General features: G+C 63.9%; 21 protein-coding genes. 13 read left to right on the forward strand and 8 right to left on the reverse strand.

Annotated elements, in window-relative coordinates:
- Window positions 1-153: 153 nt before the first annotated feature.
- Entirely contained in the window at window positions 154-939 is a 786-nt protein-coding gene (locus DK366_RS18560) for an SDR family oxidoreductase (RefSeq protein ID WP_109127041.1), read from the reverse strand.
- Between the two features lie 286 nt (window positions 940-1,225).
- Between DK366_RS18560 and DK366_RS18565 the strand changes: the two genes are divergently transcribed.
- From DK366_RS18565 to DK366_RS18590, 6 genes are all read left to right on the forward strand, one after another.
- Window positions 1,226-1,549 (forward strand): hypothetical protein, encoded by a 324-nt coding sequence (locus DK366_RS18565; RefSeq protein ID WP_109127042.1) that lies wholly within the window; start codon window positions 1,226-1,228, stop codon window positions 1,547-1,549.
- Window positions 1,550-1,553: 4 nt separating this feature from the next.
- A complete protein-coding gene (locus tag DK366_RS18570) occupies window positions 1,554-1,940 on the forward strand; it encodes a GntR family transcriptional regulator (RefSeq protein ID WP_109127043.1) in 387 nt (128 codons plus the stop codon).
- Entirely contained in the window at window positions 1,937-2,794 is an 858-nt protein-coding gene (locus tag DK366_RS18575) for an ABC transporter ATP-binding protein (RefSeq protein ID WP_109127044.1), read from the forward strand. Before DK366_RS18570 ends, DK366_RS18575 begins: the two co-directional genes overlap by 4 nt.
- On the forward strand, window positions 2,791-3,756 hold the full coding sequence (locus tag DK366_RS18580) for a hypothetical protein (protein ID WP_109127045.1): 966 nt from the start codon (window positions 2,791-2,793) through the stop codon (window positions 3,754-3,756). The genes DK366_RS18575 and DK366_RS18580 overlap by 4 nt, the downstream gene beginning before the upstream one ends.
- A 31-nt stretch (window positions 3,757-3,787) precedes the next feature.
- A complete protein-coding gene (locus tag DK366_RS18585; protein WP_109127046.1) occupies window positions 3,788-4,474 on the forward strand; it encodes a hypothetical protein in 687 nt (228 codons plus the stop codon).
- Between the two features lie 403 nt (window positions 4,475-4,877).
- Complete coding sequence (locus tag DK366_RS18590; protein ID WP_109127047.1) at window positions 4,878-5,450, forward strand: DUF2884 family protein; 573 nt, start codon at window positions 4,878-4,880, stop codon at window positions 5,448-5,450.
- Window positions 5,451-5,548: 98 nt separating this feature from the next.
- Here DK366_RS18590 and DK366_RS18595 read toward each other — a convergent pair whose 3' ends face one another.
- The gene (locus tag DK366_RS18595; protein ID WP_109127048.1) at window positions 5,549-6,946 is read right to left on the reverse strand and encodes a class II fumarate hydratase; all 1,398 of its coding nucleotides are present in this window, start codon (window positions 6,944-6,946) and stop codon (window positions 5,549-5,551) included.
- Between the two features lie 86 nt (window positions 6,947-7,032).
- Between DK366_RS18595 and DK366_RS18600 the strand changes: the two genes are divergently transcribed.
- The gene (locus tag DK366_RS18600; protein WP_157956617.1) at window positions 7,033-7,332 is read left to right on the forward strand and encodes a hypothetical protein; all 300 of its coding nucleotides are present in this window, start codon (window positions 7,033-7,035) and stop codon (window positions 7,330-7,332) included.
- Between the two features lie 993 nt (window positions 7,333-8,325).
- Here DK366_RS18600 and DK366_RS18605 read toward each other — a convergent pair.
- Window positions 8,326-10,758 carry a prolyl oligopeptidase family serine peptidase gene (locus tag DK366_RS18605; protein WP_109127050.1) on the reverse strand — a complete coding sequence of 811 codons (2,433 nt, stop codon included), beginning with the start codon at window positions 10,756-10,758 and terminating at the stop codon, window positions 8,326-8,328.
- A 214-nt stretch (window positions 10,759-10,972) separates the two neighbouring features.
- Between DK366_RS18605 and DK366_RS18610 the strand changes: the two genes are divergently transcribed.
- The 3 genes from DK366_RS18610 (at window position 10,973) to DK366_RS18620 (ending at window position 13,466) form a co-directional block, all read left to right on the forward strand.
- The gene (locus DK366_RS18610) at window positions 10,973-11,638 is read left to right on the forward strand and encodes an alpha/beta hydrolase (RefSeq protein ID WP_109127051.1); all 666 of its coding nucleotides are present in this window, start codon (window positions 10,973-10,975) and stop codon (window positions 11,636-11,638) included.
- A 65-nt stretch (window positions 11,639-11,703) separates the two neighbouring features.
- Window positions 11,704-12,750 carry a histidine kinase gene (locus tag DK366_RS18615; RefSeq protein ID WP_109127052.1) on the forward strand — a complete coding sequence of 349 codons (1,047 nt, stop codon included), beginning with the start codon at window positions 11,704-11,706 and terminating at the stop codon, window positions 12,748-12,750.
- An 11-nt stretch (window positions 12,751-12,761) separates the two neighbouring features.
- A complete protein-coding gene (locus DK366_RS18620; protein WP_109127053.1) occupies window positions 12,762-13,466 on the forward strand; it encodes a LytTR family DNA-binding domain-containing protein in 705 nt (234 codons plus the stop codon).
- Window positions 13,467-13,470: 4 nt separating this feature from the next.
- Here DK366_RS18620 and DK366_RS18625 read toward each other — a convergent pair whose 3' ends face one another.
- A complete protein-coding gene (locus DK366_RS18625; protein ID WP_109127054.1) occupies window positions 13,471-14,139 on the reverse strand; it encodes a hypothetical protein in 669 nt (222 codons plus the stop codon).
- Window positions 14,140-14,276: 137 nt separating this feature from the next.
- Here DK366_RS18625 and hemC point away from each other — a divergent pair, with 137 nt between their 5' ends.
- Window positions 14,277-15,194, forward strand: a complete 918-nt coding sequence (gene hemC, locus DK366_RS18630; protein ID WP_109127055.1) for a hydroxymethylbilane synthase — start codon at window positions 14,277-14,279, stop codon at window positions 15,192-15,194.
- Between the two features lie 70 nt (window positions 15,195-15,264).
- On the opposite strand, the gene DK366_RS18635 is transcribed toward hemC, so the two are convergent.
- Together DK366_RS18635 and DK366_RS18640 are read right to left on the reverse strand one after the other, a co-directional pair.
- Window positions 15,265-16,101 (reverse strand): DUF481 domain-containing protein, encoded by an 837-nt coding sequence (locus DK366_RS18635; protein ID WP_109127056.1) that lies wholly within the window; start codon window positions 16,099-16,101, stop codon window positions 15,265-15,267.
- 113 nt (window positions 16,102-16,214) lie between these two features.
- Entirely contained in the window at window positions 16,215-17,117 is a 903-nt protein-coding gene (locus DK366_RS18640) for a hypothetical protein (RefSeq protein ID WP_157956618.1), read from the reverse strand.
- Window positions 17,118-17,260: 143 nt separating this feature from the next.
- Between DK366_RS18640 and DK366_RS18645 the strand changes: the two genes are divergently transcribed.
- A complete protein-coding gene (locus DK366_RS18645; protein ID WP_109127058.1) occupies window positions 17,261-18,232 on the forward strand; it encodes a YafY family protein in 972 nt (323 codons plus the stop codon).
- A gap of 94 nt (window positions 18,233-18,326) precedes the next feature.
- Complete coding sequence (locus DK366_RS18650) at window positions 18,327-19,292, forward strand: patatin-like phospholipase family protein (RefSeq protein ID WP_109127059.1); 966 nt, start codon at window positions 18,327-18,329, stop codon at window positions 19,290-19,292.
- 4 nt (window positions 19,293-19,296) lie between these two features.
- Here the strand turns inward: DK366_RS18650 and DK366_RS18655 are convergent, their stop codons facing one another.
- The gene (locus DK366_RS18655) at window positions 19,297-19,665 is read right to left on the reverse strand and encodes a DUF488 domain-containing protein (RefSeq protein ID WP_109127060.1); all 369 of its coding nucleotides are present in this window, start codon (window positions 19,663-19,665) and stop codon (window positions 19,297-19,299) included.
- Between the two features lie 190 nt (window positions 19,666-19,855).
- Complete coding sequence (locus DK366_RS18660; protein ID WP_109127061.1) at window positions 19,856-20,572, reverse strand: glycosyltransferase; 717 nt, start codon at window positions 20,570-20,572, stop codon at window positions 19,856-19,858.
- Window positions 20,573-20,880: the final 308 nt, after the last annotated feature.

A 20,880-nucleotide genomic window follows, 5' to 3' on the forward strand; every position in this document is an offset into this window, starting at 1 on the left:
CGCATTTCCGGCATGACAAATAAAGCTGGGCCCCGCAGGAAAACACGCCATGCCAAAACGCGCTCGCCATCGACGCCGATGCGCGTTGACGGAAGTGGAAGGTGATGCATTCGGTTACCTACCAAAGTCCGTATCGGCTTCTGGAGATCGCGCTTAAATCACGCTGGTCTTTCCACCATCCATCGGGATCACGGCGCCAGTGACATAGCTGGCCAGCGACGAGGCAAGGAACACCGCGACATGGGCAATTTCGTGTGGCTCAGCCATGCGACCCATCGGGATCTCGGCGAGCTGCTCTTCAAGCAAGACATCAGGAGAACGACCACTCGCACGCGACGCAGCATCGAGCCCCTCCTGCACGCGCCCGGTGCGCGTCAGTCCCGGGTTGATCACATTCACGCGCACGCCCTGGGATGCGTACGCGTTTGCGTAGCCCACCGATGCGAGCATCAAGGCCGCATTGGCCGCGCCACCACCGATATGCAAGGGGTTCACCTGCCGGCCACCCTGCCCGACCACGTTGACGATGCTGCCCTTGCCCCGCGACGCCATGCGGCGGATTACCGGATCGATCATGTGCATATAGGTGAAGTACTTCGCCTGCATCGCATCGCGCATGGCATCGGCATGCAGGTCGGCCACGGGCGTGCGTCGCGCGGCGCCGGCGCAATTGACCAGCACGTCGATCGGTCCGAATTCGTTCTCCACGTAGTCGGCCACCATGTGTGCCGCCACGCTTTCGCGCAGGTCCGCCGCGGCGACATCCATATGCAGGCCCTCGCGTTGCAGATCGTGCTGGGCGGCATGCAGGTGATGGAGATCCCGCGATATGCCAATGACCTTCGCGCCTTCCCGTGCGAAGGCAAAGGCGCAAGCCAGACCCATGCCCTTGCTGGCACCGGTGACAACCACGATCTGCCCGGCGAGACCTGTATCCATGGCGTCGCTCCTTTCGCGTCGAAGACGGCATTGAAGCACGGCCTTCGCCGCGCCCGCGTGAGGTGATGGGTGTCATCCGCGATGGCTGATGAGCAGCCCTGCCGCCGGCCAGCCCGGCTGGCCAACATGAGCGCCACCTTCCGGGTGGCGGCCGTGCCCGGATCTCGTTCAGGTTTATAGGCCATCAGTCATGTTGCGAATTTCGACCCGACCCATTGACGCCTCAGGATATGGTGTTATAGTACACTACAACACCGGTCCACGAGGTCACTAAAGGAGACCCGTCATGAAAGCGAACAACCTGCTAGCTCTGACCGCCGCCGCTCTGTTCACCACGGTAGGCCTGGCCGCCATCCACTCGAACGTCAACCCCGTCCCTGTCAGCGAAATCAACGGCGTCAAGGTCATCAACCTGGCTCCGGTCGACGTCCGCCCGACGGCCGAGGACATGCGCACTGCCCTGCTCGCCGACGCGGGTGTTGCCTCAGCCACCGTGGTTTCCCCGCTGCTGGCGCCGGAGGCTTCCTCCCACGCCGTGCTCGGGAGCCAGCTGGCCATGCCCTACTATTCATTTGGCAGCAACAAGTTCGGCCGTATCAGCAAGGAATAACCGTATGACCATTACCTGGAACGACAGCGTCCCGATCTACCGCCAGCTCCGCGAACGCGTGGTGGCGATGATTCTGGACGGCGCCTTGAACGAGGGCGCCCCGCTGCCGTCAGTACGCCAGGTGGCCGCGGATTTCCAAATCAATCCGCTCACCGTGTCCAAGGCGTATCAGGAACTGGTCGATGATCAACTGGTTGAGAAAAGGAGGGGCTTGGGCATGTTTGTCATCGATGGAGCCAGGGAAGCGCTGCTCAAATCCGAGCGCGAGCGGTTCCTGCGCGAAGAATGGCCGGCGCTTTTTGCCCGCTTGCAGCGCCTGGGGCTGGATTTGAAGACCCTGATGCGCGAAGCACCCGACAACGCGGCCGGCCCGGAAGGGAGCCAATCATGAATGCGGTGGTGACGGCCAACGGCCTGACCAAGGCCTACAAGAACTCGCTGGCGCTGAACGACGTGAGCTTCCGCATCGAGTCCGGCCGCATCGTGGGGCTGATCGGCCCCAACGGTGCCGGCAAGACCACGGCACTGAAGGCCATCCTCGGCCTCACCGATTTCAAGGGCGAGCTGAATGTGCTGGGTTTCGACCCGCGCAGCCAGCGCGACCAGCTGATGGAACAGGTGTGCTTCATCGCCGACGTGGCGGTGCTGCCCCGCTGGATACGGGTACGCGAAGCCATCGATTTCGTGGCCAACGTGCATCCGCGCTTCAACCGCGCCAAGTGCGAGGCGTTCCTTGCCCGCACCAAGCTCACGCCCAACCAGCGTGTGAAGCAGATGTCCAAGGGCATGATCGTGCAGCTGCACCTGGCGCTGGTCATGGCCATCGACGCCCGCCTGCTGGTGCTGGACGAACCCACGCTGGGCCTGGACATCCTCTACCGCAAGCAGTTCTACCAGAGCCTGCTGGAAGACTACTTCGACGAGAACAAGACCATCATCGTCACCACGCACCAGGTCGAGGAGATCGAACACATCCTCACCGACCTGATGTTCATCCGCGATGGAAAGATCGTGCTGGATACCGACATGGACACCGTAGGCGAACGATTCGCCGAAGTGCTGGTAGGCGCCGACAAGGCGGCCGCCGCACGCAGCATGAAACCGCTGGACGAACGCCAGGTGTTCGGCAAGAGCATCTTCCTGTTCGACGGCGCCGATCGCGCCACGCTGGAAAGCATGGGCGAAGTACGTCGCCCCACGGTCAGTGACCTGTTTGTTGCCACCATGAAGGGAACCTACGCATGAACACCTTCTTTTGGCTGCTGAAGCGCGAATACTGGGAACACCGCGGCGGCTTCCTGTGGGCGCCGGTGGTCACCGGCGGCATCTTCCTCATCCTCAACCTGATGGCCATCATCACGGCCGAAGTATTGAGTGCGCGCCACGGTGTGCGCATCGGCGGCAACGACATCCAGATGATGATGCGCCACGCCGATGCGGGCGACATGGCGCAGGTCGGTGCCGCCGCGGACGTGGCGATGATCTCCTCGATGGGCATGATCGGCATCGTCATGGGCATCGTGGTGTTGTTCTACTGCCTGGGCTCGCTCTACGACGACCGTCGCGACCGCAGCGTGCTGTTCTGGAAATCGCTGCCGATTTCCAACACGAGCACCGTGCTGTCCAAGGTGGTGAGTGCCGCGGTGGTGGCACCGGTGATCGCGGTGGTGGTGAGCATCATCTGCGGCCTCCTGCAGCTCTTCATGTTCGCCATCGTGCTTTCGTTCCACGGCATCAACGTGTGGCAGCTGCTGACGCTTTCCCATCCGCTTCGCGCCGTGGGTTCGCTGTTGAGCAACGTTCCGCTGTACGCCCTGTGGGCACTGCCCGCCATCGGCTGGCTGATGCTCTGCTCGTCCGGCGCACGCAGCAAGCCCATCCTGTGGGCCCTGGCGGTACCGGTGGTGTTGGGTCTGCTGGTCACGTGGTTCGGCATCATGGGCCTGTTCAACCTGCCGACCGCCTGGTTCTGGACCAACGTCGTGCAACGTGTACTGCTCAGCGTGTTCCCGGGTTCCAACCTGGTGTTCGACAAGCACGGCTTCACGGACATGAGTGGCATGGACGACAACAACCCGCTGATGTACCTGTCGCCGGCACACACTTACGGCCTGCTTGCCTCGCCCAACCTGTGGATGGGTGTACTCGCCGGAGCCCTGCTGATCGGCGGCGCCATCTGGTTCCGCCGGGTCCGCGACGACAGCTGATCTCCTAACGCATCTGCAAGGAAAGCACTCGATGAAGACTCACGTTATTGCCAGCAGCCTTATCGCCATGACGTTGTTGCTGCCGCTGGCCGCCTGCAGTCAGTCCGACCAGGACAGCAAGAGCGGACTGGCGCAGGCGGCGAAAGAAGTGGACCAGCAGATGTCGCCGTCCATGATCGGTGCGGAAATCCAGAAGGGCATCGACCAGGCCAAGCAGGAGCTGGCCACCAAGGACATCGACGTGAGCAACGTGCACATCGGCGAGCATATCGATACGAGCAAGGCGCCGAAGGCCGTCATCACGCCACAGGGCAACCTGGTCATCGCCGGTACGCCCGTGGATGCCTCGCCCGAACAGCACGCCATGTTGCTGGACTACCGCCAGCAGGTCATCGGCATCGCCGAAGACGGCATGGACATCGGCGCAAGCAGTGCCAACATGGGTGTGGGCATTGCCAAGCAGGCCATCGTCGGTGCGCTGTCGGGCAAGAGCGACAAGGAAATCGAGGACAGCATCAAGCCGCAGACCGATCGCATCGAGGCCGCCGCCATGAAACTGTGCAGCCGCATGCCTGGGTTGATGGCGGCACAACAAAAACTGGCCGCTGCCCTGCCCGCGTTCCAGCCCTACGCCACGATGACGCAGAAAGACGTCGACGATTGCGGCAAGCACACTGACAAGAACGGCAAGTCCGGTATCGCCGTTTTCTCGGAATAAAGTTCCACCCGATGCCTGCCGCCGCATGGCCGGCTGCCAGCGCCACGGGCTGCTTCGAATGACAGTTGAGTGACGGTCCTGTTCCGCCAGCTTGTTCCGCAAGGATGCGGAGAAGCTGGCGGAACAACTTTTTCGCGTCGCCGAAAATTCATGGCGAACACGGCAGCGACATGCGCCGCCCCTCTTTCTTCATCGTCAATGCTGAAGACTTCCGACGGACAAGCCTGAAACCATCAGGCAGCCCGCAGACACCCGTCCCTCACGTCGGCGTCACGTCTGGCCCAACTTGTTGCACATGGTTCCGGGGCCGCCACTCCTTACGATCAAGCCGAATGGAGCGAGGAAGCACGCGCCAGCGTCGCCACCTTGCATGGCATTGCCTTCCAGCTGAGGAGTTCAACGTATGACTGCCCATCGCCTTCTGCCCGGCGTACTTGTCCTGGCACTGCTGGTTTCGGCGTGCAACGGCTCGGGCGACGACGTCCAGGTATTCGGTGGCAGCACCGACGTGGTCAACAACAGGATCACGTTGCATGACGGCCTCGTCTCCATCAAGGCATCCGGCGCGCCCGATGCCACGGTGGATCAAGCGGGGCAACTGATCATCAACAACCAGCCGGTTGCCGTGAATGACGCGCAGCGTGCCTTGCTGCAGCGCTACAACGGCGCCGCGCGACAGATGCGCGAAGACGCCATCGCCACGGGCAAGGCCGGCGTGGCCACGGCAACGAAGGAACTGGGTGCGGTGGCCGGCAAGATGACCGGCGCGACCACCAGTGAACAAGCCAGCCAGCAGGCCGAAGAAGCGTCGCGCGCCGTTGAACTGGCCGCGGCACGGATCTGCGATGACATCGCCAGCATGAAGTCGGCCCAGGACGATCTGGCCGGGCAACTTGACGCATTCAAACCGTATGCCCAGGCACTCACCGATGAAAACGTCGAGAAGTGCCACAAGGGTACGAGGCCGAAGAACTGAGGCCCGTACGGAGATCAGATCGTCAACGACACCTCGCCGTCATTCCCGCCAAAGCGGAAATGACGGCATGCCCAACCGCTTGATTCGGCAGCGACCGATCAGCCGCCACCGCCACCACCGCCGTGGATGCCACCGCGCGTCAGCGTCAGCGGGTCCAACAGCTTTTGCAGCTCCGCCTTTGACAGTCCCGTCGTTTCCAGGGCCACGTCCATGATGGGACGCTTTTCCTTGTACGCCTGCTTGGCTGTCGCCGCGCCCTTCTCGTAGCCAATCACGGGATTGAGCGCGGTGACCAGGATGGGATTCTTGTCCAGCGCCTCTTTCACGCGCTCCGTATTCACCCTGAAACCCGCGATGGCCTTGTCGGCCAACAGCACCGTCACCGTGGAAAGAATGGTGATCGACTGCAACAGATTGTGCGCCACCAGCGGCAACATCACGTTGAGCTGGAAGTTGCCCGACTGACCCGCAATGGTGATGGCCGCATCGTTGCCGATCACTTGCGCGGCCACCATGGCCGTGGCTTCCGGAATCACCGGATTCACCTTGCCCGGCATGATGGACGAACCCGGCTGCAAGGCCGGCAGTTCGATTTCACCAAGACCAGCAAGCGGACCGGAATTCATCCAGCGCAAATCGTTGGCGATCTTCATCAACGCCACGGCAAGCGTCTTCAGCTGGCCTGACAATTCCACGGCGGCATCCTGCGCGGCCATGCCTTCGAAGAAGTTCTCCGACGCGTCGAAACGCACACCGGAAAGCTTCTTCAGCTCGCGTGCCACCGCCGCACCAAACTTCGGATCGGCATTGATGCCCGTACCCACCGCCGTGCCACCCAACGGAAGACGACGCATGCGCTTCAGGCTGTCTTCGATGCGTTCGATGGCCGTGCCGATCTGCGCCGCCCAACCCGAAAGTTCCTGCCCGAACGTCACCGGCATGGCATCCATCAGATGCGTACGTCCCGTCTTCGCCACATTGCGCAACTCACGGGCACGACGCTCGATGGTGCGCTTCAGATGCTTGAGCGCCGGCAGCAACTGCTCGCTGGTGGTGAGCGTGGCGCTGACGTGGATGGCGGTGGGAATCACATCGTTGGAGCTTTGCCCGTAATTGACGTGATCGTTCGGGTGCACCTTGCCGCCACCGCGATTCGCCAGATGGGCAATCACCTCGTTGGCATTCATGTTGGTGCTGGTACCCGACCCGGTCTGGAACACGTCGATGGGAAACTGATCGTCGAATTCCCCCTCTGCCACCGACAGCGCCGCCTTGCGAATGGCGTGCGCCTGATTCTTCTTCAAGTGCCCCAGCAAGAAATTGGCGTCGGCGGCAGCGGCCTTGATAAGACCCAGCGCGCGAATGAAGGCGCGCGGCATGTGCATGCCCGAAATGGGAAAGTTGTCCACGGCACGCTGCGTCTGCGCGCCATACAGCGCCTTGGACGGCACCTTCAGCTCGCCCATGCTGTCGTGTTCAATGCGGAACTGGCTCATGTCCTTGCGATTCCTGCGGGAGGGAGGGATGTGGGGAATATAGGTCGGGGCGTGTTAGGGCGTCGCCAAGGGGGATGGGGTCTTTGGTGGCTTTCGCTTTGTCGTTGGCCTTCTATCCCATCACCGTTATTTATTTCGGGACCGCCACCTATCCCATCACCTTCGTCCCGGTGGACGCCTTGCCATTCCGTCACCGTCACTCCCGCGAAGGCGGGAGTCCAGTGACTTTGCTTCTGTTTTTTTGCGCTGTGCTCGGGTATCGCTTCTTCGAGCGTTCCTGCGATCTGGCCGCTCACGCCGCGGCGGCGTTTCGATCGTCTGCCGACGCTCGAGTCACTTTTCTTTTGCTGGCCCAAAAGAAAAGTAACCCAAAGAAAATGGCCTAAGAGCCAAGGCTCGTAGCATTGCGCTGGGATAAGCCCGCACGGTTGAGGTGCGTTGGTGCTTGGCAACCTCCGCCGAGACACAGCGGGTACTCCCAAGCGCTTCGCAACGCGCCGTTGCGAAGAGGGCTTAAAGCAGGTGTTCGCTCCGCTTCCCGACCACTGCGATGGTTCAAAGCGAACGCTACGCTTCCCACCGCTTGGGTGGGGTAAAGCCCGCGCGCTGCTTTCCGACCGCAGGGTCGATTCAAGAGATGCGCTTCGCTTTCCGACCGCCGTGGGCCATGAACTCCGGTGCGCGCGGCGGTGCGCAACCGCAGACGTTGCTCCCTCTCCCCTCCGGGGAGAGGGCTGGGGTGAGGGGCGAACCTGGCCTCTCCCTTCCAAACGATCCTCGCTGCAAAGGTAGGAGCGTAGCGACCCGCTCACGACGCGATGTGCAGCGCAGCTGCACGAGCCGTCCGCTCCGCCTTGGATCTTGGGCCCCCTGTGCGGCGGTGAGGGGTGGACGAGCAGGCCCCGCAGGGGTGCCTGGCAGGACGCCAGGCACTTTTCGTCCGGGCAGGAGCCCGGTCGAAAAGCCCGGCCGCCTCTCACGGACTGGCTGGGCTGTAAGCCCAGGCAGCGCCAAGTGGGGGTGCCCTTTCTTTTGGTTACTTTCGACGCGAAGCTAGTCCCGTGGGATCTTTGGGCAAGCAAAGAAAAGTGACCCGGCCTCCGGCAGGAGGTCGGAAGCCCGCCGCAGGCGAGCCAGGTCGCGGAGAGGCCGAAAAGAGCCGACGAGCAAAGTCACTGGATTCCCGCCTTCGCGGGAATGACGGTGAGGGGTAGAGACGCCGTTGTAAGGATGACGGTGAGGGATAGGGACGGCATCGCGACAATCGCAGTGATGCCATTGCCAGGATGGCGGTGAGGGATAGAAACGGCATCGCGAGCACCCGCCCCTCACCCCAACCCTCTCCCCGAAGGGGAGAGGGAGCAACGCAAAGCGGAGCGTTACTGCTTCACCGGCTTCACATACGTATTGAACAACTCATCAATACGGCGGTACTCGTCATACCAGGAATCCGGATGCGTGAAGCCATGGCGTTCCATGGGATACAGCGACATCCAGAAGTTGTTCTTGTGCAGCTCGATGAAACGCTGATACAGGCGAATGGTGTCGCTGGTCAGCACGTTGTCGTCGATCAAGCCATGCTGCATCAACAGCGGGTCCTGCAGCTTGTCGGCGTAGTTGATCGGCGAGCTGATCTGGTACGACTCCGGATCGAGCTGAGGATCGTTGAGGATGTTCGATGTGTATTCGTGGTTGTAGCTGGTCCAGTCCGTCACCGGACGCAGTGCGGAGCCCGCCGCGAATTCACCCGGTGCGCGCAGCAGCGAGATCAGCGTCATGAAGCCGCCGTAGCTGCCGCCGTAGATGCCAACACGCTTGGGATCGACGTTGTGGTTCTTCACCAGCCACGCCTTGCCGTCGAGCAGGTCTTCCAGTTCCGGATGCCCCATCTGGCGATAGATCGCCGTGCGCCACGCACGACCGTAGCCGTCGGAGGCGCGGTAATCCATGTCCAGCACCACGTAGCCCTGCTGCACGAGCAGGTTGTGGAACATCTGTTCGCGGAAGTAGTTGGAGTACGACAGCGTGACGTTCTGCAGGTAGCCCGCGCCGTGCACGAAGATCACTGCCGGACGCGACGCCGCCGATTCATCCGCTGGGCCGTAGTACTTCGCCCAGACCGTGCCGGCACCATGCGAGGAAGGCACGCCGATGATCTTCGGTTGAATCCACTGGCGCGCGGTGAAGGCCGGCTTCATGGTGTTGGTGAGTTCGCGCGGCGTACCACCGTCGGCGCTCTGCACCGCCAGCTGGGCGAGCGTGTACGGCGAGGAATGCAGCACGGCGAGCTGGAGACCATCGGGCGACAACGCGAAATCGTCCATGCCCTGGTACTGCGTGAGGCGCGTGAGTTCACCACCTGCGCTCGGTACGCGATACACGTCGTAGCTGTATGGCGCGACCTGGTTGGTACGCACGTAGAACCACTGGCCGTCTTCGCTCAGTGCCGGATGGCTCACTTCGAACTTGCCCGTGGTCAACGCCTTGGCCTTGCCGCCGAGCGTCTTCGAATACAGCTGCGAATAGCCGGTTTCTTCGCTGAGGTACCACAGCGTGCGGCCGTCCTTGAGGAAGCCGAAATCGTTGAAGTTCCAGTTGATCCACGCGTTGTCGGTGAGGCGGTGCTCGTTCACCAGCGCGTGCTTGCCGAAATCGACGCTGGCGATCCAGCGATCCTTGTTGTCGATGGCGCGCAGCTGGATGGCCACGTTCTGGCCGTCGTCGCTCCACACGATGCCGCCGCCACCGCCATCATCGGCGCCGGAGACAATGCGCACGGCGCGAACATCCGGTGCCTTCAGCGCCTTCGCCTCATCGGCCTTGCCGTCCTTCTGCAACGCGGCGATGGTCTTGGCGCGGATGTCCTTGAGCGGGTCGTCCTTGATGCCGGGCAGCGCGTCGGTCTTGAGCGGATAGAACTTCGCGGTGGTCAGGTCCACCAGCACCAGCGACTGCGGCGCGGGATCGTTGCGGCCCACGTAGACGCGCGTTTCCTGCTGCTCGGCGTAGCCCGAATCGGTGACGTAGTGGGTGAGCTCGGGACGCTTGCCTTCCTTCGCGCCCTTGGGCTTGGTGACGACCACCATCCAGCGACCATCGGGCGAGAGCTCGGTGTCGGCCGGTTCGCCGCCTTCGCCGAGATAGATGGGCTTGGGCGCGCGATTGGGATCGGCGGCGATCAGCGCCTCTTCGTTGTCGCGCGCGGCGTCCTTGTCGGACTTGTTTTCGCGCAGCGACTTGAACAGCTCCAGCTGCATGTCTTTCAGCTGGTCGGGCTTCTTTTCCTGCGGATCGTCGGTGAAGCGCAGCACGGCGGCCGGCGCGCTCACGCCGGAGGCCAGGTTGTAGACGAACCAGTTGTTGGCCTGGCGGTATTGCAGGCTGCGGCCATCGGCGGAGAAACGCGGCGAGGATTCCGCCTCGGTCGACTGGGTCACCTGCACGCGGCGACCGCTGGACAGGTCAACCACGAAGATGTCGCCGTGCATGACGTAGGCGGCGTGGCGATGCGTGCGGTCGTACACGGCCTGGCCTTCGGCCTGGGCCATGGCGGCGGGATCGAGCTTCACGCTCTGGCCGCTGGCGGCGTCCACGCGATACAGGTCGCGCACCTTGCTGCCGTCGCGCTTCAACGAGTAGTACAGGCTGTGGCCGTCCACGCTCCAGTAGGGCTGTTCCACCGCCGCGCCGATCCAGTCGGGATTCGCCATGATGGTTTCCAGGTCCAACTGGCCGCCGGACGAGGCAGGCGACAGGGCCGCTGCAGGCAAGGTGGCGAGGGCGGCAAGGCCGGCGAACAGCGTTCGGCGCATGGAAGGCTCCACAGTCAAAACGCCGAAGCATAGCCAAGGGAACGGCCTGCACAAGCGCCGTTGGTCCCGGTTCAAACTGGCGTCCTGGGCAGCTAATCTTCCGGGTTACCCCTGCCGCCCTGTCGGCCAACCCGCGGCCCATGCGTTCCGTGAGGTTCTCCCGCGTGTCTTCCAGGCATGCTGTCCCCCGTAGTCCCCAGCCCGGCGAACCACCATGCCCCTGCCCACCGTTGAAATCGAAACCGCCCCGAATCCCGGCCACAGCGTGATCTGGCTGCATGGATTGGGCGCGGATGGCAACGACTTCGCCCCCATCGTGCCCGAGCTGGTGTCCCCGTCGTGGCCCGCGCTGCGCTTCGTGTTCCCGCATGCGCCGGTGCGACCGGTGACGGTGAATGGCGGCATGCCGATGCGCGCGTGGTACGACATCGTGGGCGTGGACCTGATTTCCCGCCAGGACGAAACCGGCATGCGTGCGTCCATCGCCAGCGTGGATGCGCTGATCGCCCGCGAAAACGAGCGTGGCGTGCCCACCGATCGCATCCTGCTCGCCGGCTTCTCGCAGGGCGGTGCCATCGCGCTCTCGGCAGGCCTGCGCCATGCGGAGAAGCTGGCGGGCATCATCGCCTTGTCCACCTACCTGCCGTTGCAGGAGGCCTTTGCAACCGAACGCAGCCCGGCCAACGGGCAGACGCCGGTGTTCTGGGGCCACGGCACGGCCGACCCCATCGTGCCGCTCACACGCGGTGTCAATTCGCGCGACCTGCTGCAATCGCTGGGTTATTCGGTGAGCTGGCACACGTATCCGATGCCGCATTCGGTCTGCGCGGAAGAAGTGGCCGACCTGCGCCAGTGGATGACGGTGCGCCTGGGCGCCTGAGCACACCACTGCGGCTGGGACGAGCCGCAAGAAAGCCTCCACAGGCATGCGGCATACTTCTTCGCATGAGGGAGTCCACCGCCGCACCAACCACGCCGGGTCGCGCCGAACATCACCCGCTGCCTGATTTCTGCAGCGGTCCGGTGGTGTTTGCGCTGCTGATCACGGCCTCCATCACGGTCACCGTGATGTGGCTGGCGCCCAACAACGGGCACGGCTGGCGCGGTTACAGCGTGGGCATGCTGTTCGCCGACTGGCTGGCGGTGGTGATGGGCGTGGCGTTGTGCAAGCTGCGGCCCTTGTTTGCGCGATTGCCCGGCAATGCGTCCTACGCTGCCGTCTGGCTCGCCATGGTGGCCATCGTGGCCGGCGGCAGCGTGCTGGTGTACTGGATGGATGGCGTGATGCAGATGGAACTGCTGCAGGACACCGCCGGCGACTTCGTGCGCAACAACACGCTGATCGCCGCCCTGCTCGGCGCGGCGATGTTGCGCTACTTCTACCTGCTCGCGCAGTGGCAGACCCGCCTGGAAGCCGTATCACAGGCGCAAGTGGCCGCGTTGCAGGCACGCATCCGGCCGCACTTCCTGTTCAACAGCATGAACACGGTGGCCGCGCTGGTTCGCGTGGACCCCGATGCCGCCGAACGCACGGTGGAAGATCTCTCCGAACTCTTCCGCGCCGCGCTGGGCGAGCACAGCACGCGCGATGGCACGCTGGCGGAAGAACTGGGGCTGGTCGACCGCTATCTTGATATCGAGCAGTTGCGCCTCGGCGAGCGCCTGCGCGTACGGCGCGAACTGGACGACCTGCCCGGCGATTTCCCGTTGCCGCGCCTGCTGCTGCAACCGCTGGTGGAAAACGCAGTGCGCCATGGCATCCAGCCGCTGCGCGAAGGGGGAGAGGTGATCCTGCGGGGGCGTCGCGAGGGCAGCGGCGTGCTCATCGACATCGACAACCCCCTGGCAAGCACGCCCGCGCCGGGAGGCCACGGCCACGGCCTTGATAACGTGCGTCGTCGCGTCGCTTTTCGTTATGGTCCGCGCGCACGTGTCACTGCCGGCCCCAAGGGCGAGCGGTTCATCGTTCGGCTTGAGCTGCCGGCACCCTAGAACGGATACCCATGCGCGTACTTATTGTTGACGACGAACCCCTGGCACGAGCACGTCTCGCGGCGCTGCTCGGCGAATGCAGCGACGTCGATGTCGTGGGCAGCGTGGGCGATGGCGAAGCCGCGCTTGATGCACTCGGCGAGCTGCAGCCGGACGTGCTGTTGCTGGATATCAACATGCCCGGCATGAGCGGCACGGCGCTCGCGCAACGGCTGGCCGGATGCAAGCGGCCCGTGGTGGTGTTCTGCACCGCGTACGAAAGCCACGCGTTGCATGCCTTCGAACTCGGCGCCGTCGATTACCTGCTCAAGCCGGTGCGCCTGGAGCGCCTCAACGAGGCGCTCCAGCGCGCGCGCCAGCGCTTGCAGCACGCACCGCGCGATACCGGTGGCTATCTGCACGGTCGCCTGCGCGGCGAACAGGTGCGCGTGGCGCTGGACGATGTCATCTGCCTGCTGGCGGAAGAAAAATACGTGGTAGTGCAGCACCGTGGCGGCCAGCTGCTGCTGGAAGAGTCACTGAAGCAGCTTGAGGAAGCCTACGCGGACAACCTTATTCGTCTTCATCGCAACTGCCTGGTGCCGGCACAACGGCTGCTGGGCCTGAAGACACTGGCCGACGGCCGCGTGCTGGCACGGCTCGGTGGCACCGAGTTGATGCCGGAAGTCAGTCGCCGCAACCTGCCTGCGCTGCGCAAGCTGCTACGGATGAGTTGAACGATCAGCGGGCGGCGAGAGCGTGCGGATCGGTCTTGCCCGGTTGTTCCGCAAAGCCGATCAGTTGCCGGATCAGGGTACGCTCGCGCGGCGTCCAGTGCAGGGTTGTGCGCAACGTGGCGTTGTCCGTGCCAAAACGCAGCGGATCACTTTGCGCGGCTGCGCGATACCAGGCGAGGGCGGCATCGCGTTGGCCGGACGCCGTATAGGTCAGCGCCATGGCCATGGGCACCCATTGCGGTCGCTGTTCCGGACGGAACGAGAGATTGCGCTGGAACGCTTCCAGTGCGCACGCCGGATCGTTGAGGTTGATCATGCCCCAGCCATACGCCCACAGCAGGCGGCGATCGTTCGGCTTGATGCGCAGCGCACGATGGAAATTGATCTGCGCGGCACTGGCGCGCTGGTTGCTCGCCGCCAGCCAACCTTCATCGGTAAGCCTGGTCACCGGCGAAATCTGCGGATACGCACCCGGCGGGCCCACCTGGTGAAACGCGGACGCTTCAGGCAAGCCACGCGCCGAGACATCGGCATCGGTGTAGGGCCGGCCGTCGGGCAACAGTACGGGCAACGTGATGACGTCCACGCCTGCCGTTGCGGGAATGTCCGCGGCAAACGCGGCGTGGCCGGCCATGGCGAAAAACATCGTGCAGATCAGTCTGCGGGTCTTCATGACAACACTCCTTGCTGTCCCCACCCCGCGCACAGCATAGCCCGCCTGCGGCGCCATACCTAATGCAGCCGCGGCAGTAATTACGCAACAATGGCGTACCCCGCCGAAGCCCCGCGCGACGCCCCACCGAGAACACCATGACGCCTACGACGCTGCGTATCGCCACCCGCAAAAGCGCGCTCGCCCTTTGGCAGGCCGAACACGTCGCCGCGGAACTGCGCGCCGTCCATCCGGGATTGATCGTGGAACTGGTGCCGCTGTCGACGCGCGGCGATGAAATCCTGGACAAGCCGCTGGCCACCATTGGCGGCAAGGGCCTGTTCCTGAAGGAACTGGAAGTGGCGATGCTGGAAGGCCGCGCCGACCTGGCCGTGCATTCCCTCAAGGACGTGCCCGCCGAACTGGAACCGGGCTTCACCTTGCCGGCCATCCTGCCGCGCGCCGATGCGGCTGATGCCTTCGTCAGCAACGACTACGCGGACCTCGCCGCGCTGCCGCTGGGCGCGCGCGTCGGCACGTCATCACTGCGTCGCCAGGCGCAGCTGCGCGCCGTGCGCCCGGACCTGACCTTGCTGGACCTGCGCGGCAACGTGGGCACGCGCCTGTCCAAGCTCGACGCCGGCCACTACGACGCTATCCTGCTGGCCTGTGCCGGCCTGGAACGACTGGGCCTGGCCTCGCGCATCCGCAGCCGCCTCACCGCACCCGACTGGCTTCCCGCACCGGGGCAAGCCGCCATCGCCATCGAAGCGCGCTCGGATCAACCGCAGGTACTCGAATGGCTGGCCGCGCTGGACGATGCGCAGACGCGCCTCGCCGTGACCGCCGAGCGATCCATGAATCACGCCCTGGGCGGCAGCTGCACGGTGCCGGTGGGCGCCTGGTGCACCGTCACCGAACGCGGCTTGCACTTGCGCGGCATGGTGGGCGACGTCAGCAGCGGTCGATTGCTGCACGCGCAGGCCGACGCCGAAGGCGATCAGGCTGAAGCGTTGGGCAAGCGGGTTGCCCAGGCGTTGTTTGACCAGGGCGCCGGCCCGCTGCTGCAGGCCTGAGGCGAAAAAAAACCGCCTCGCGCGCCGTCGAAACGGTGCGGAGGCGGTTGGAGATGGGCAGCGCGAACGCTTAGAAGTTGTAGAGCAGGTTCGTCGTCACCAGCGAATCGGTGCTCTGCGTACCCGGCTGCACGTCGCTGTTGTAGCGCACCTGGTAACCCAGCTTCAGCGCCACCTTCTTTGTCATGCTGACCGACAGGCCGATGTCGTTCTGGTAGTACTTGTTGTCGGCGCCCGCTTCGATCAGCAGCGTGTCTTCGAACGCCGTGTTGTCGGTAAGGCGGTACTTGTAGTTCACCAGGCCACGGCCTACGGCTTCGCTCACCGTGTTCTGGCGCACGCGCACGGTTTCCGTGGCGGTGGTGCCGTCGGGCTGGTTCACCGTCACCGACTGGTCGACGTCGGCGGGGCGGTAACGCTTGTAACCGGGACCGGCTTCGAAGGAGAGCTCGGTGCGATCGGTCTTCAGCGCGATGTAGCCGTAGCCGACCGAGACAATGCCCTGCCACAGGTTGGCACCGAAGTCGTCGTGCTCATAACGCGCGGCGGTCACGATGTAGCTGCGCGGATCGAGCTTGTAACCCACCGAGGCGCCGGTGTCGTAGCGGTTCGCCGTGGTGGTCAGGCGGTCAATGGTGTTGCCTTGCTGATCCTGCACCTGCACTTCGCCCTTCGAACGCAGGCCGTTGAGGAAGAAATTGTTCTTCCACAGGTCGTTTTCCTGGTTCAGGCCGAGCTTGGCGTTGATGTTTTCGGAGCGGGAATTGCCGTAGGAGGACGCGAAACCGAATTCGCCCTGACCCGTCCATCCGCCGTTGTTGGCCGGATTGGATGACGCGTCGTCGGCTTGAGCGCCAAACCTGGCCAGCGCTGCGAGCAGGGCGCCCGTCATTAGGGTGCTTTTCATCGCTGATTGTTCCTTTTTCGTTAAAAGATGGAGGCCGCCACCTTAACGGGGCGGATTGAACTGCCTGTGAACCGGGGGAGGTTTTGTTCAGCGCAAGCGCGCTGCAGGGCCGTTTATGGCCCGCCTGGCAGGGCGGCCAGGGCTTCATCATACAAACTTAGCTCGATGGCCATACCCAGGGTGCAGCTGACGGCCGCCAGCGAGGCCAGGACCAGCCAGGCGGCGTCCATGCTCATCAGCAGCAACGAGCTGCAGGGAATGGCGTAAACCAGCACGGCGGCCAGATAGCGCTTCGGCTGTAATTCCAGCCGCCCGGGCGGCATGGCGGACCGTTGCAGGGCAGCCTGCCAGCGGAGGTTTTCCACCAGCCCACGCAGCAGCGCCAGCACGAGCAGGCCGGTGATCCACGCCACCGGATGCAGGCTGCGCTCATCGGTGTCCTGGCCTGCGGTGCACAGCCAGAGCCACAATCCGCCGCCATACGTGGCCGACACCACGCGACTGAGAGGCAGCTGCGTGGCCAGCTGATGATCCATGTCCGGCGCCTGGCGCCACGCAGCGGCGTACGTGGTGACAATGAGGCTGCACAGACTACACAACGCCATGGCGGCACCCGACAGGCGCGTAGCCCAAAATGTGTTGTCGCCACGCGCCAATCCTGCAACGGCCAGCGCAGGCAAGGCGCACGCGAGCGCGATGAGTGCATCGCGCGTCGGCCAGGAGCCTTTGGCGATGACCCACCCGTGCCAGTGCGGCATCCATCGCGAATGCACGCACGCCGCGAGCAAACCCACCGCAACCAGCACACCACCCAACGTCACCGGCACCAGCACATCGCCGCGCCCGTCGGGATAGACGCCGATCGCCAATGCCAGGCCAAGCACCATCCACAAGCCAAACCCGTCGTAACCGCACACGTGCAGCAGCGTTGCCGGCCACGGACGCGGCCGTGCCCGTTCGGGCCGTTGTCCATCGGCGTGGGCAGGCTGCGATTGAGCGTGTTGTCGCGGTTTCATGAGGGTGGCGTCTTTGGTACGTGAAGGGCGGATCACGCGCACGTGACCAAGGTGTGGTCTTGCTGAATCCCACCATCTGGTGGACTTGCGGCTACCGCCAACGGTGCGCATGCTACGCGGAGGCAGCCGTCGAAAGTCATTTCATGGATCGTTACGAGCGCATTCTCACCCTGCATCGACTGCTCAAGTCGGCGCACTATCCCGTGCCTCTTCCTCGCCTGATGGACGAGTTGGAGTGCTCGCGCGCCACGCTGTATCGCGACGTGGCGTTTTTGCGCGACGCGCTGGGCGCGCCCATCGAAAGCGCGGGCGGCGAACATGCCGCATTCCGCTATGCCATCGGCGAAGGCGAACGCTTCGAGCTTCCGGGCTTGTGGCTGACCTCCGACGAACTGGCCGCGTTGCTCGCGCTCAACGAACTCATCGGACGCAGCGGTCCCGGTGTGCTTGCCGGCGCGCTCGCGCCATTCAAGGCGCGCATCGAGCACCTGCTCTCCGATCAGGGCACCGGCAAGACGCTGCCGATCGAACGCATCCGCGTCATTGCCTGGGGCGAGCGCAAGCTCGACCAGCAGGTGTTCCGCGTGGTGGCGGGCGCCGTGCTGGAACGAAAGCAGCTGCGTTTCCGCTATCGCGCGCGCACGACCAATGCGGACAGCCATCGCCGCGTGTCGCCGCAGCGCCTGACGCACTATCGCGACAACTGGTATCTGGACGTGTGGGATCACGACCGCGAGGCACTGCGCAGTTTCGCCGTGGATCGCATCGCCGAACCGCAAGCACTGGAAGAACCTGCGCGCGACGTGCCCGAGCAGGAACTCAACGACGCACTGGCATCCAGCTACGGCATCTTTGCCGGCAAGCCGAAGGCATGGGCCACGCTGCGCTTCTCGCAGCATGCCGCGCGCTGGGTCGCCGACGAGCATTGGCATTCGCAGCAGAAGGGCGAATGGGTGCCCGATGGTCGCTACGAACTGCAGGTGCCCTACTCCAATTCCAAGGAACTGCTGATGGACGTACTCAAGTACGGACCGGATGCGGAAGTGGTGGCGCCGTTGTCGCTGCGCGAGGAAATGAAGATCCAGCTGCAGCTGGCACTGGGTGGCTATCAGTGACAAAAGTGAGTAAACAGGCATGAGTGGCAAGAGAAAGCCTTGAAACCCTCTCTCGCTCCTTACGCCTTTCCACTCACTTTTTGTTGCTTGAGCCATGAGCGCCACTGACATCGCCGATCCGTCCACGCTTCCTGCTGAAGCCACGCTTCCCAAGAAACCGACCGTCGCGCTGGCGCTTGGTTCCGGCGGCGCGAAAGGGCTGGCGCACATCGGCGCCATTGAAGAGATCCAAGCGCAGGGCTTCGAGATCGTCGCCATTGCCGGCACGTCGATGGGTGCGCTCATCGGCGGCATCTACGCGGCAGGCAAGCTGGACATCTACCGCGACTGGGTGTGTTCGCTGGCGAAGATAGATGTGCTCAAGCTGGTCGACTGGACGTTTTCCGGCGGCGGCCTGATCAAGGGCGAGCGCATTATCGAGACCATGCGCGGCCTGATCGGCGATGTTTCCATCGAAGAACTGCCCCTGGCGTATACCGCCGTCGCCACCGACCTGGACCGCGAACGCGAAGTCTGGCTCACGCGTGGCCCGTTGTTCGACGCCATTCGCGCGTCCATCGCCATCCCCACCATTTTTCGTCCGCATACGCTGTCCGAGCGTCGCCTGATCGACGGCGGCCTGCTCAATCCGGTGCCCGTGACGCCGTTGATTCGCGAACCGGCCGACTACCTGTTTGCGGTGAGCATGGACGGCCCACCCGATTCGGGCACGCCCGACGAAGTGCCCGCCACGCCGACCGAGAACGACGACAACCGTCGCTCGCGCATCGGCGATTTCATCAGCAAGCTGATACCGCACGGCGCCGACAAGGAAAAGCCGCGCGAGCCCGGCATGCTGGAACTGCTGATGCAGTCCATGGACCTGATGCAGGCCAATCTGTCGCGGCTGCGCCTGGCGGCGTATGAGCCGGACCTGCTGATCCGCATGCCGCGCAACGTCGCCACCGTGTACGAGTTCTACCGCGCCGCGGAATTGATCGAGATGGGTCGCCGGCAAGCGCGCCAGGCGTTGGCCAATTGGCAGCCCACCCACGCGGGCCTGTTCAGCGGCCGCGCATGATGGATCAGCGCACGGCGTGCGCTTTCAACAGCGCATCCAGGTAGCTCTTCAACGCCACGGCGTTGTTGTGTTCTTCGTCCTTCGCGCCGAACAACAGCGTGACGCGATGACGCGCCGCCTGCGTGATCAACGGACGCCAATGCTCGGCAGCGTCATCGAGTTCAGACGCATAGCGATGACGAAAACCTTCCCAGCGCGCCGGGTCGTGCCCGAACCATTTGCGTAGCGCGGTGGAGGGCGCCAGCTCCTTGCTCCACGCATCAAGGGCGGCGTCCTCTTTCTTCATGCCGCGCGGCCACACGCGATCCACCAGGATGCGATAACCATCGCTCTTGGCGGGCGGATCGTAGATGCGCTTGATCGCAATGGTCATGGGCGGGCGGCCTCCCGAAGACGCGAATCATCAGCATACGCCGATGAAAGGCGCGTCGAAGACTCGCCCACTTTTGCAGGAGTGCGCTTGCGCGCGACCGTCGTACCGCAAAGATGATGTCTGTAGACCGCGGCGACCATGCCATGCCGCGGTCGCGCACCAGTGCGCTCCTACAGAGGAAACGCGGCGATCAGATCTCTTCGACCTGGGTGACCTTGCCACGGCGCATCAGCCACGCCACGCCACGCAGATCGGCAATGCCCACCCACAGGCGGTCGAGCATGCCGTACTTGGACGTGCCCGCCGTGCGCGGACGATGGCCCACCGGCACGCTGGTGCTCTGGTAACCCGCGCGCTTCACCAGCGCCGGCAGGTAACGATGCATGTGGTCGAAGTAGGGCAGACGCAGAAAGACGTCGCGATCGAACAACTTCAGGCCGCACCCGGTATCCGGCGTCGAGTCCTGCAGCATGCGCGAGCGCACCGCGTTGGCGATCTTCGAGGAGATGCGCTTGTTGAAGCTGTCACGACGCGTGGTGCGCCAGCCCGCAAACAGGCGCACCGGCGGCGCGGCCTTGTCGCGCTCGGCGAGCAGCTTGGGAATGTCGGCCGGATCGTTCTGGCCATCACCGTCCAGCGTGGCGATCCACGGCGAACGCGCCGCACGCACGCCATTCCACACCGCCGTGCTCTGGCCGCTGCGGGTCAGATGACGAACCACGCGCAGCTCCGGGTACTTCGGCTTTTCCGCCGCCAGCACGGCCACGCTGTCATCGCTGGAATCGTCGTCCACATAGACAACCTCGAAATCGACCTTGCCACGCAAGGCGGCGGCGATCTCGGCAAGCAGCGGCGGAATGTTGTCGCGCTCGTTGAATACCGGCACGACGACGGACAGTTGTGGCATGGGGAAGGCCTAGTCTGGAACAGGGGGCGCGCGGCGCCAGGGCGCCATTCTAGTGGCGGGAAGGCTTGGCGTCAGGGGAGGGGTGTGGGTGGCGCCAAATCAAAGCTTGAGGGTGCAGGTTCCTCTTCTCTCCGATTAAAGAGCCGAGGCGTTGCGGCCTTTCCGGTTACGAAGGGCGAGTGCTGGAGAAATCACGGCCAACCCGAGCTTTGGCTTTGGCTTTTGGCTTTGGCTTTGGCTTTGGCTTTGGCTTTGACTTTGGGCTTTCCGGGCCCCGTAGGGCAGAGGCGAGAGGCTGAATGTTCAGC

Source organism: Dyella sp. C11 (assembly GCF_003121485.1).
Classification (GTDB): Bacteria; Pseudomonadota; Gammaproteobacteria; order Xanthomonadales; family Rhodanobacteraceae; genus Dyella.

What these genes read in the sequence shown, in the direction of transcription:
- DK366_RS18560 (WP_109127041.1), bottom strand. Translation starts at nt 939, where the DNA reads ATGGATACAGGTCTCGCCGGGCAGATCGTGGTTGTCACCGGTGCCAGC.
- DK366_RS18565 (WP_109127042.1), top strand. Translation starts at nt 1,226, where the DNA reads ATGAAAGCGAACAACCTGCTAGCTCTGACCGCCGCCGCTCTGTTCACC.
- DK366_RS18570 (WP_109127043.1), top strand. Translation starts at nt 1,554, where the DNA reads ATGACCATTACCTGGAACGACAGCGTCCCGATCTACCGCCAGCTCCGC.
- DK366_RS18575 (WP_109127044.1), top strand. Translation starts at nt 1,937, where the DNA reads ATGAATGCGGTGGTGACGGCCAACGGCCTGACCAAGGCCTACAAGAAC.
- DK366_RS18580 (WP_109127045.1), top strand. Translation starts at nt 2,791, where the DNA reads ATGAACACCTTCTTTTGGCTGCTGAAGCGCGAATACTGGGAACACCGC.
- DK366_RS18585 (WP_109127046.1), top strand. Translation starts at nt 3,788, where the DNA reads ATGAAGACTCACGTTATTGCCAGCAGCCTTATCGCCATGACGTTGTTG.
- DK366_RS18590 (WP_109127047.1), top strand. Translation starts at nt 4,878, where the DNA reads ATGACTGCCCATCGCCTTCTGCCCGGCGTACTTGTCCTGGCACTGCTG.
- DK366_RS18595 (WP_109127048.1), bottom strand. Translation starts at nt 6,946, where the DNA reads ATGAGCCAGTTCCGCATTGAACACGACAGCATGGGCGAGCTGAAGGTG.
- DK366_RS18605 (WP_109127050.1), bottom strand. Translation starts at nt 10,758, where the DNA reads ATGCGCCGAACGCTGTTCGCCGGCCTTGCCGCCCTCGCCACCTTGCCT.
- DK366_RS18610 (WP_109127051.1), top strand. Translation starts at nt 10,973, where the DNA reads ATGCCCCTGCCCACCGTTGAAATCGAAACCGCCCCGAATCCCGGCCAC.
- DK366_RS18615 (WP_109127052.1), top strand. Translation starts at nt 11,704, where the DNA reads ATGAGGGAGTCCACCGCCGCACCAACCACGCCGGGTCGCGCCGAACAT.
- DK366_RS18620 (WP_109127053.1), top strand. Translation starts at nt 12,762, where the DNA reads ATGCGCGTACTTATTGTTGACGACGAACCCCTGGCACGAGCACGTCTC.
- DK366_RS18625 (WP_109127054.1), bottom strand. Translation starts at nt 14,139, where the DNA reads ATGAAGACCCGCAGACTGATCTGCACGATGTTTTTCGCCATGGCCGGC.
- hemC (WP_109127055.1), top strand. Translation starts at nt 14,277, where the DNA reads ATGACGCCTACGACGCTGCGTATCGCCACCCGCAAAAGCGCGCTCGCC.
- DK366_RS18635 (WP_109127056.1), bottom strand. Translation starts at nt 16,101, where the DNA reads ATGAAAAGCACCCTAATGACGGGCGCCCTGCTCGCAGCGCTGGCCAGG.
- DK366_RS18640 (WP_157956618.1), bottom strand. Translation starts at nt 17,117, where the DNA reads ATGAAACCGCGACAACACGCTCAATCGCAGCCTGCCCACGCCGATGGA.
- DK366_RS18645 (WP_109127058.1), top strand. Translation starts at nt 17,261, where the DNA reads ATGGATCGTTACGAGCGCATTCTCACCCTGCATCGACTGCTCAAGTCG.
- DK366_RS18650 (WP_109127059.1), top strand. Translation starts at nt 18,327, where the DNA reads ATGAGCGCCACTGACATCGCCGATCCGTCCACGCTTCCTGCTGAAGCC.
- DK366_RS18655 (WP_109127060.1), bottom strand. Translation starts at nt 19,665, where the DNA reads ATGACCATTGCGATCAAGCGCATCTACGATCCGCCCGCCAAGAGCGAT.
- DK366_RS18660 (WP_109127061.1), bottom strand. Translation starts at nt 20,572, where the DNA reads ATGCCACAACTGTCCGTCGTCGTGCCGGTATTCAACGAGCGCGACAAC.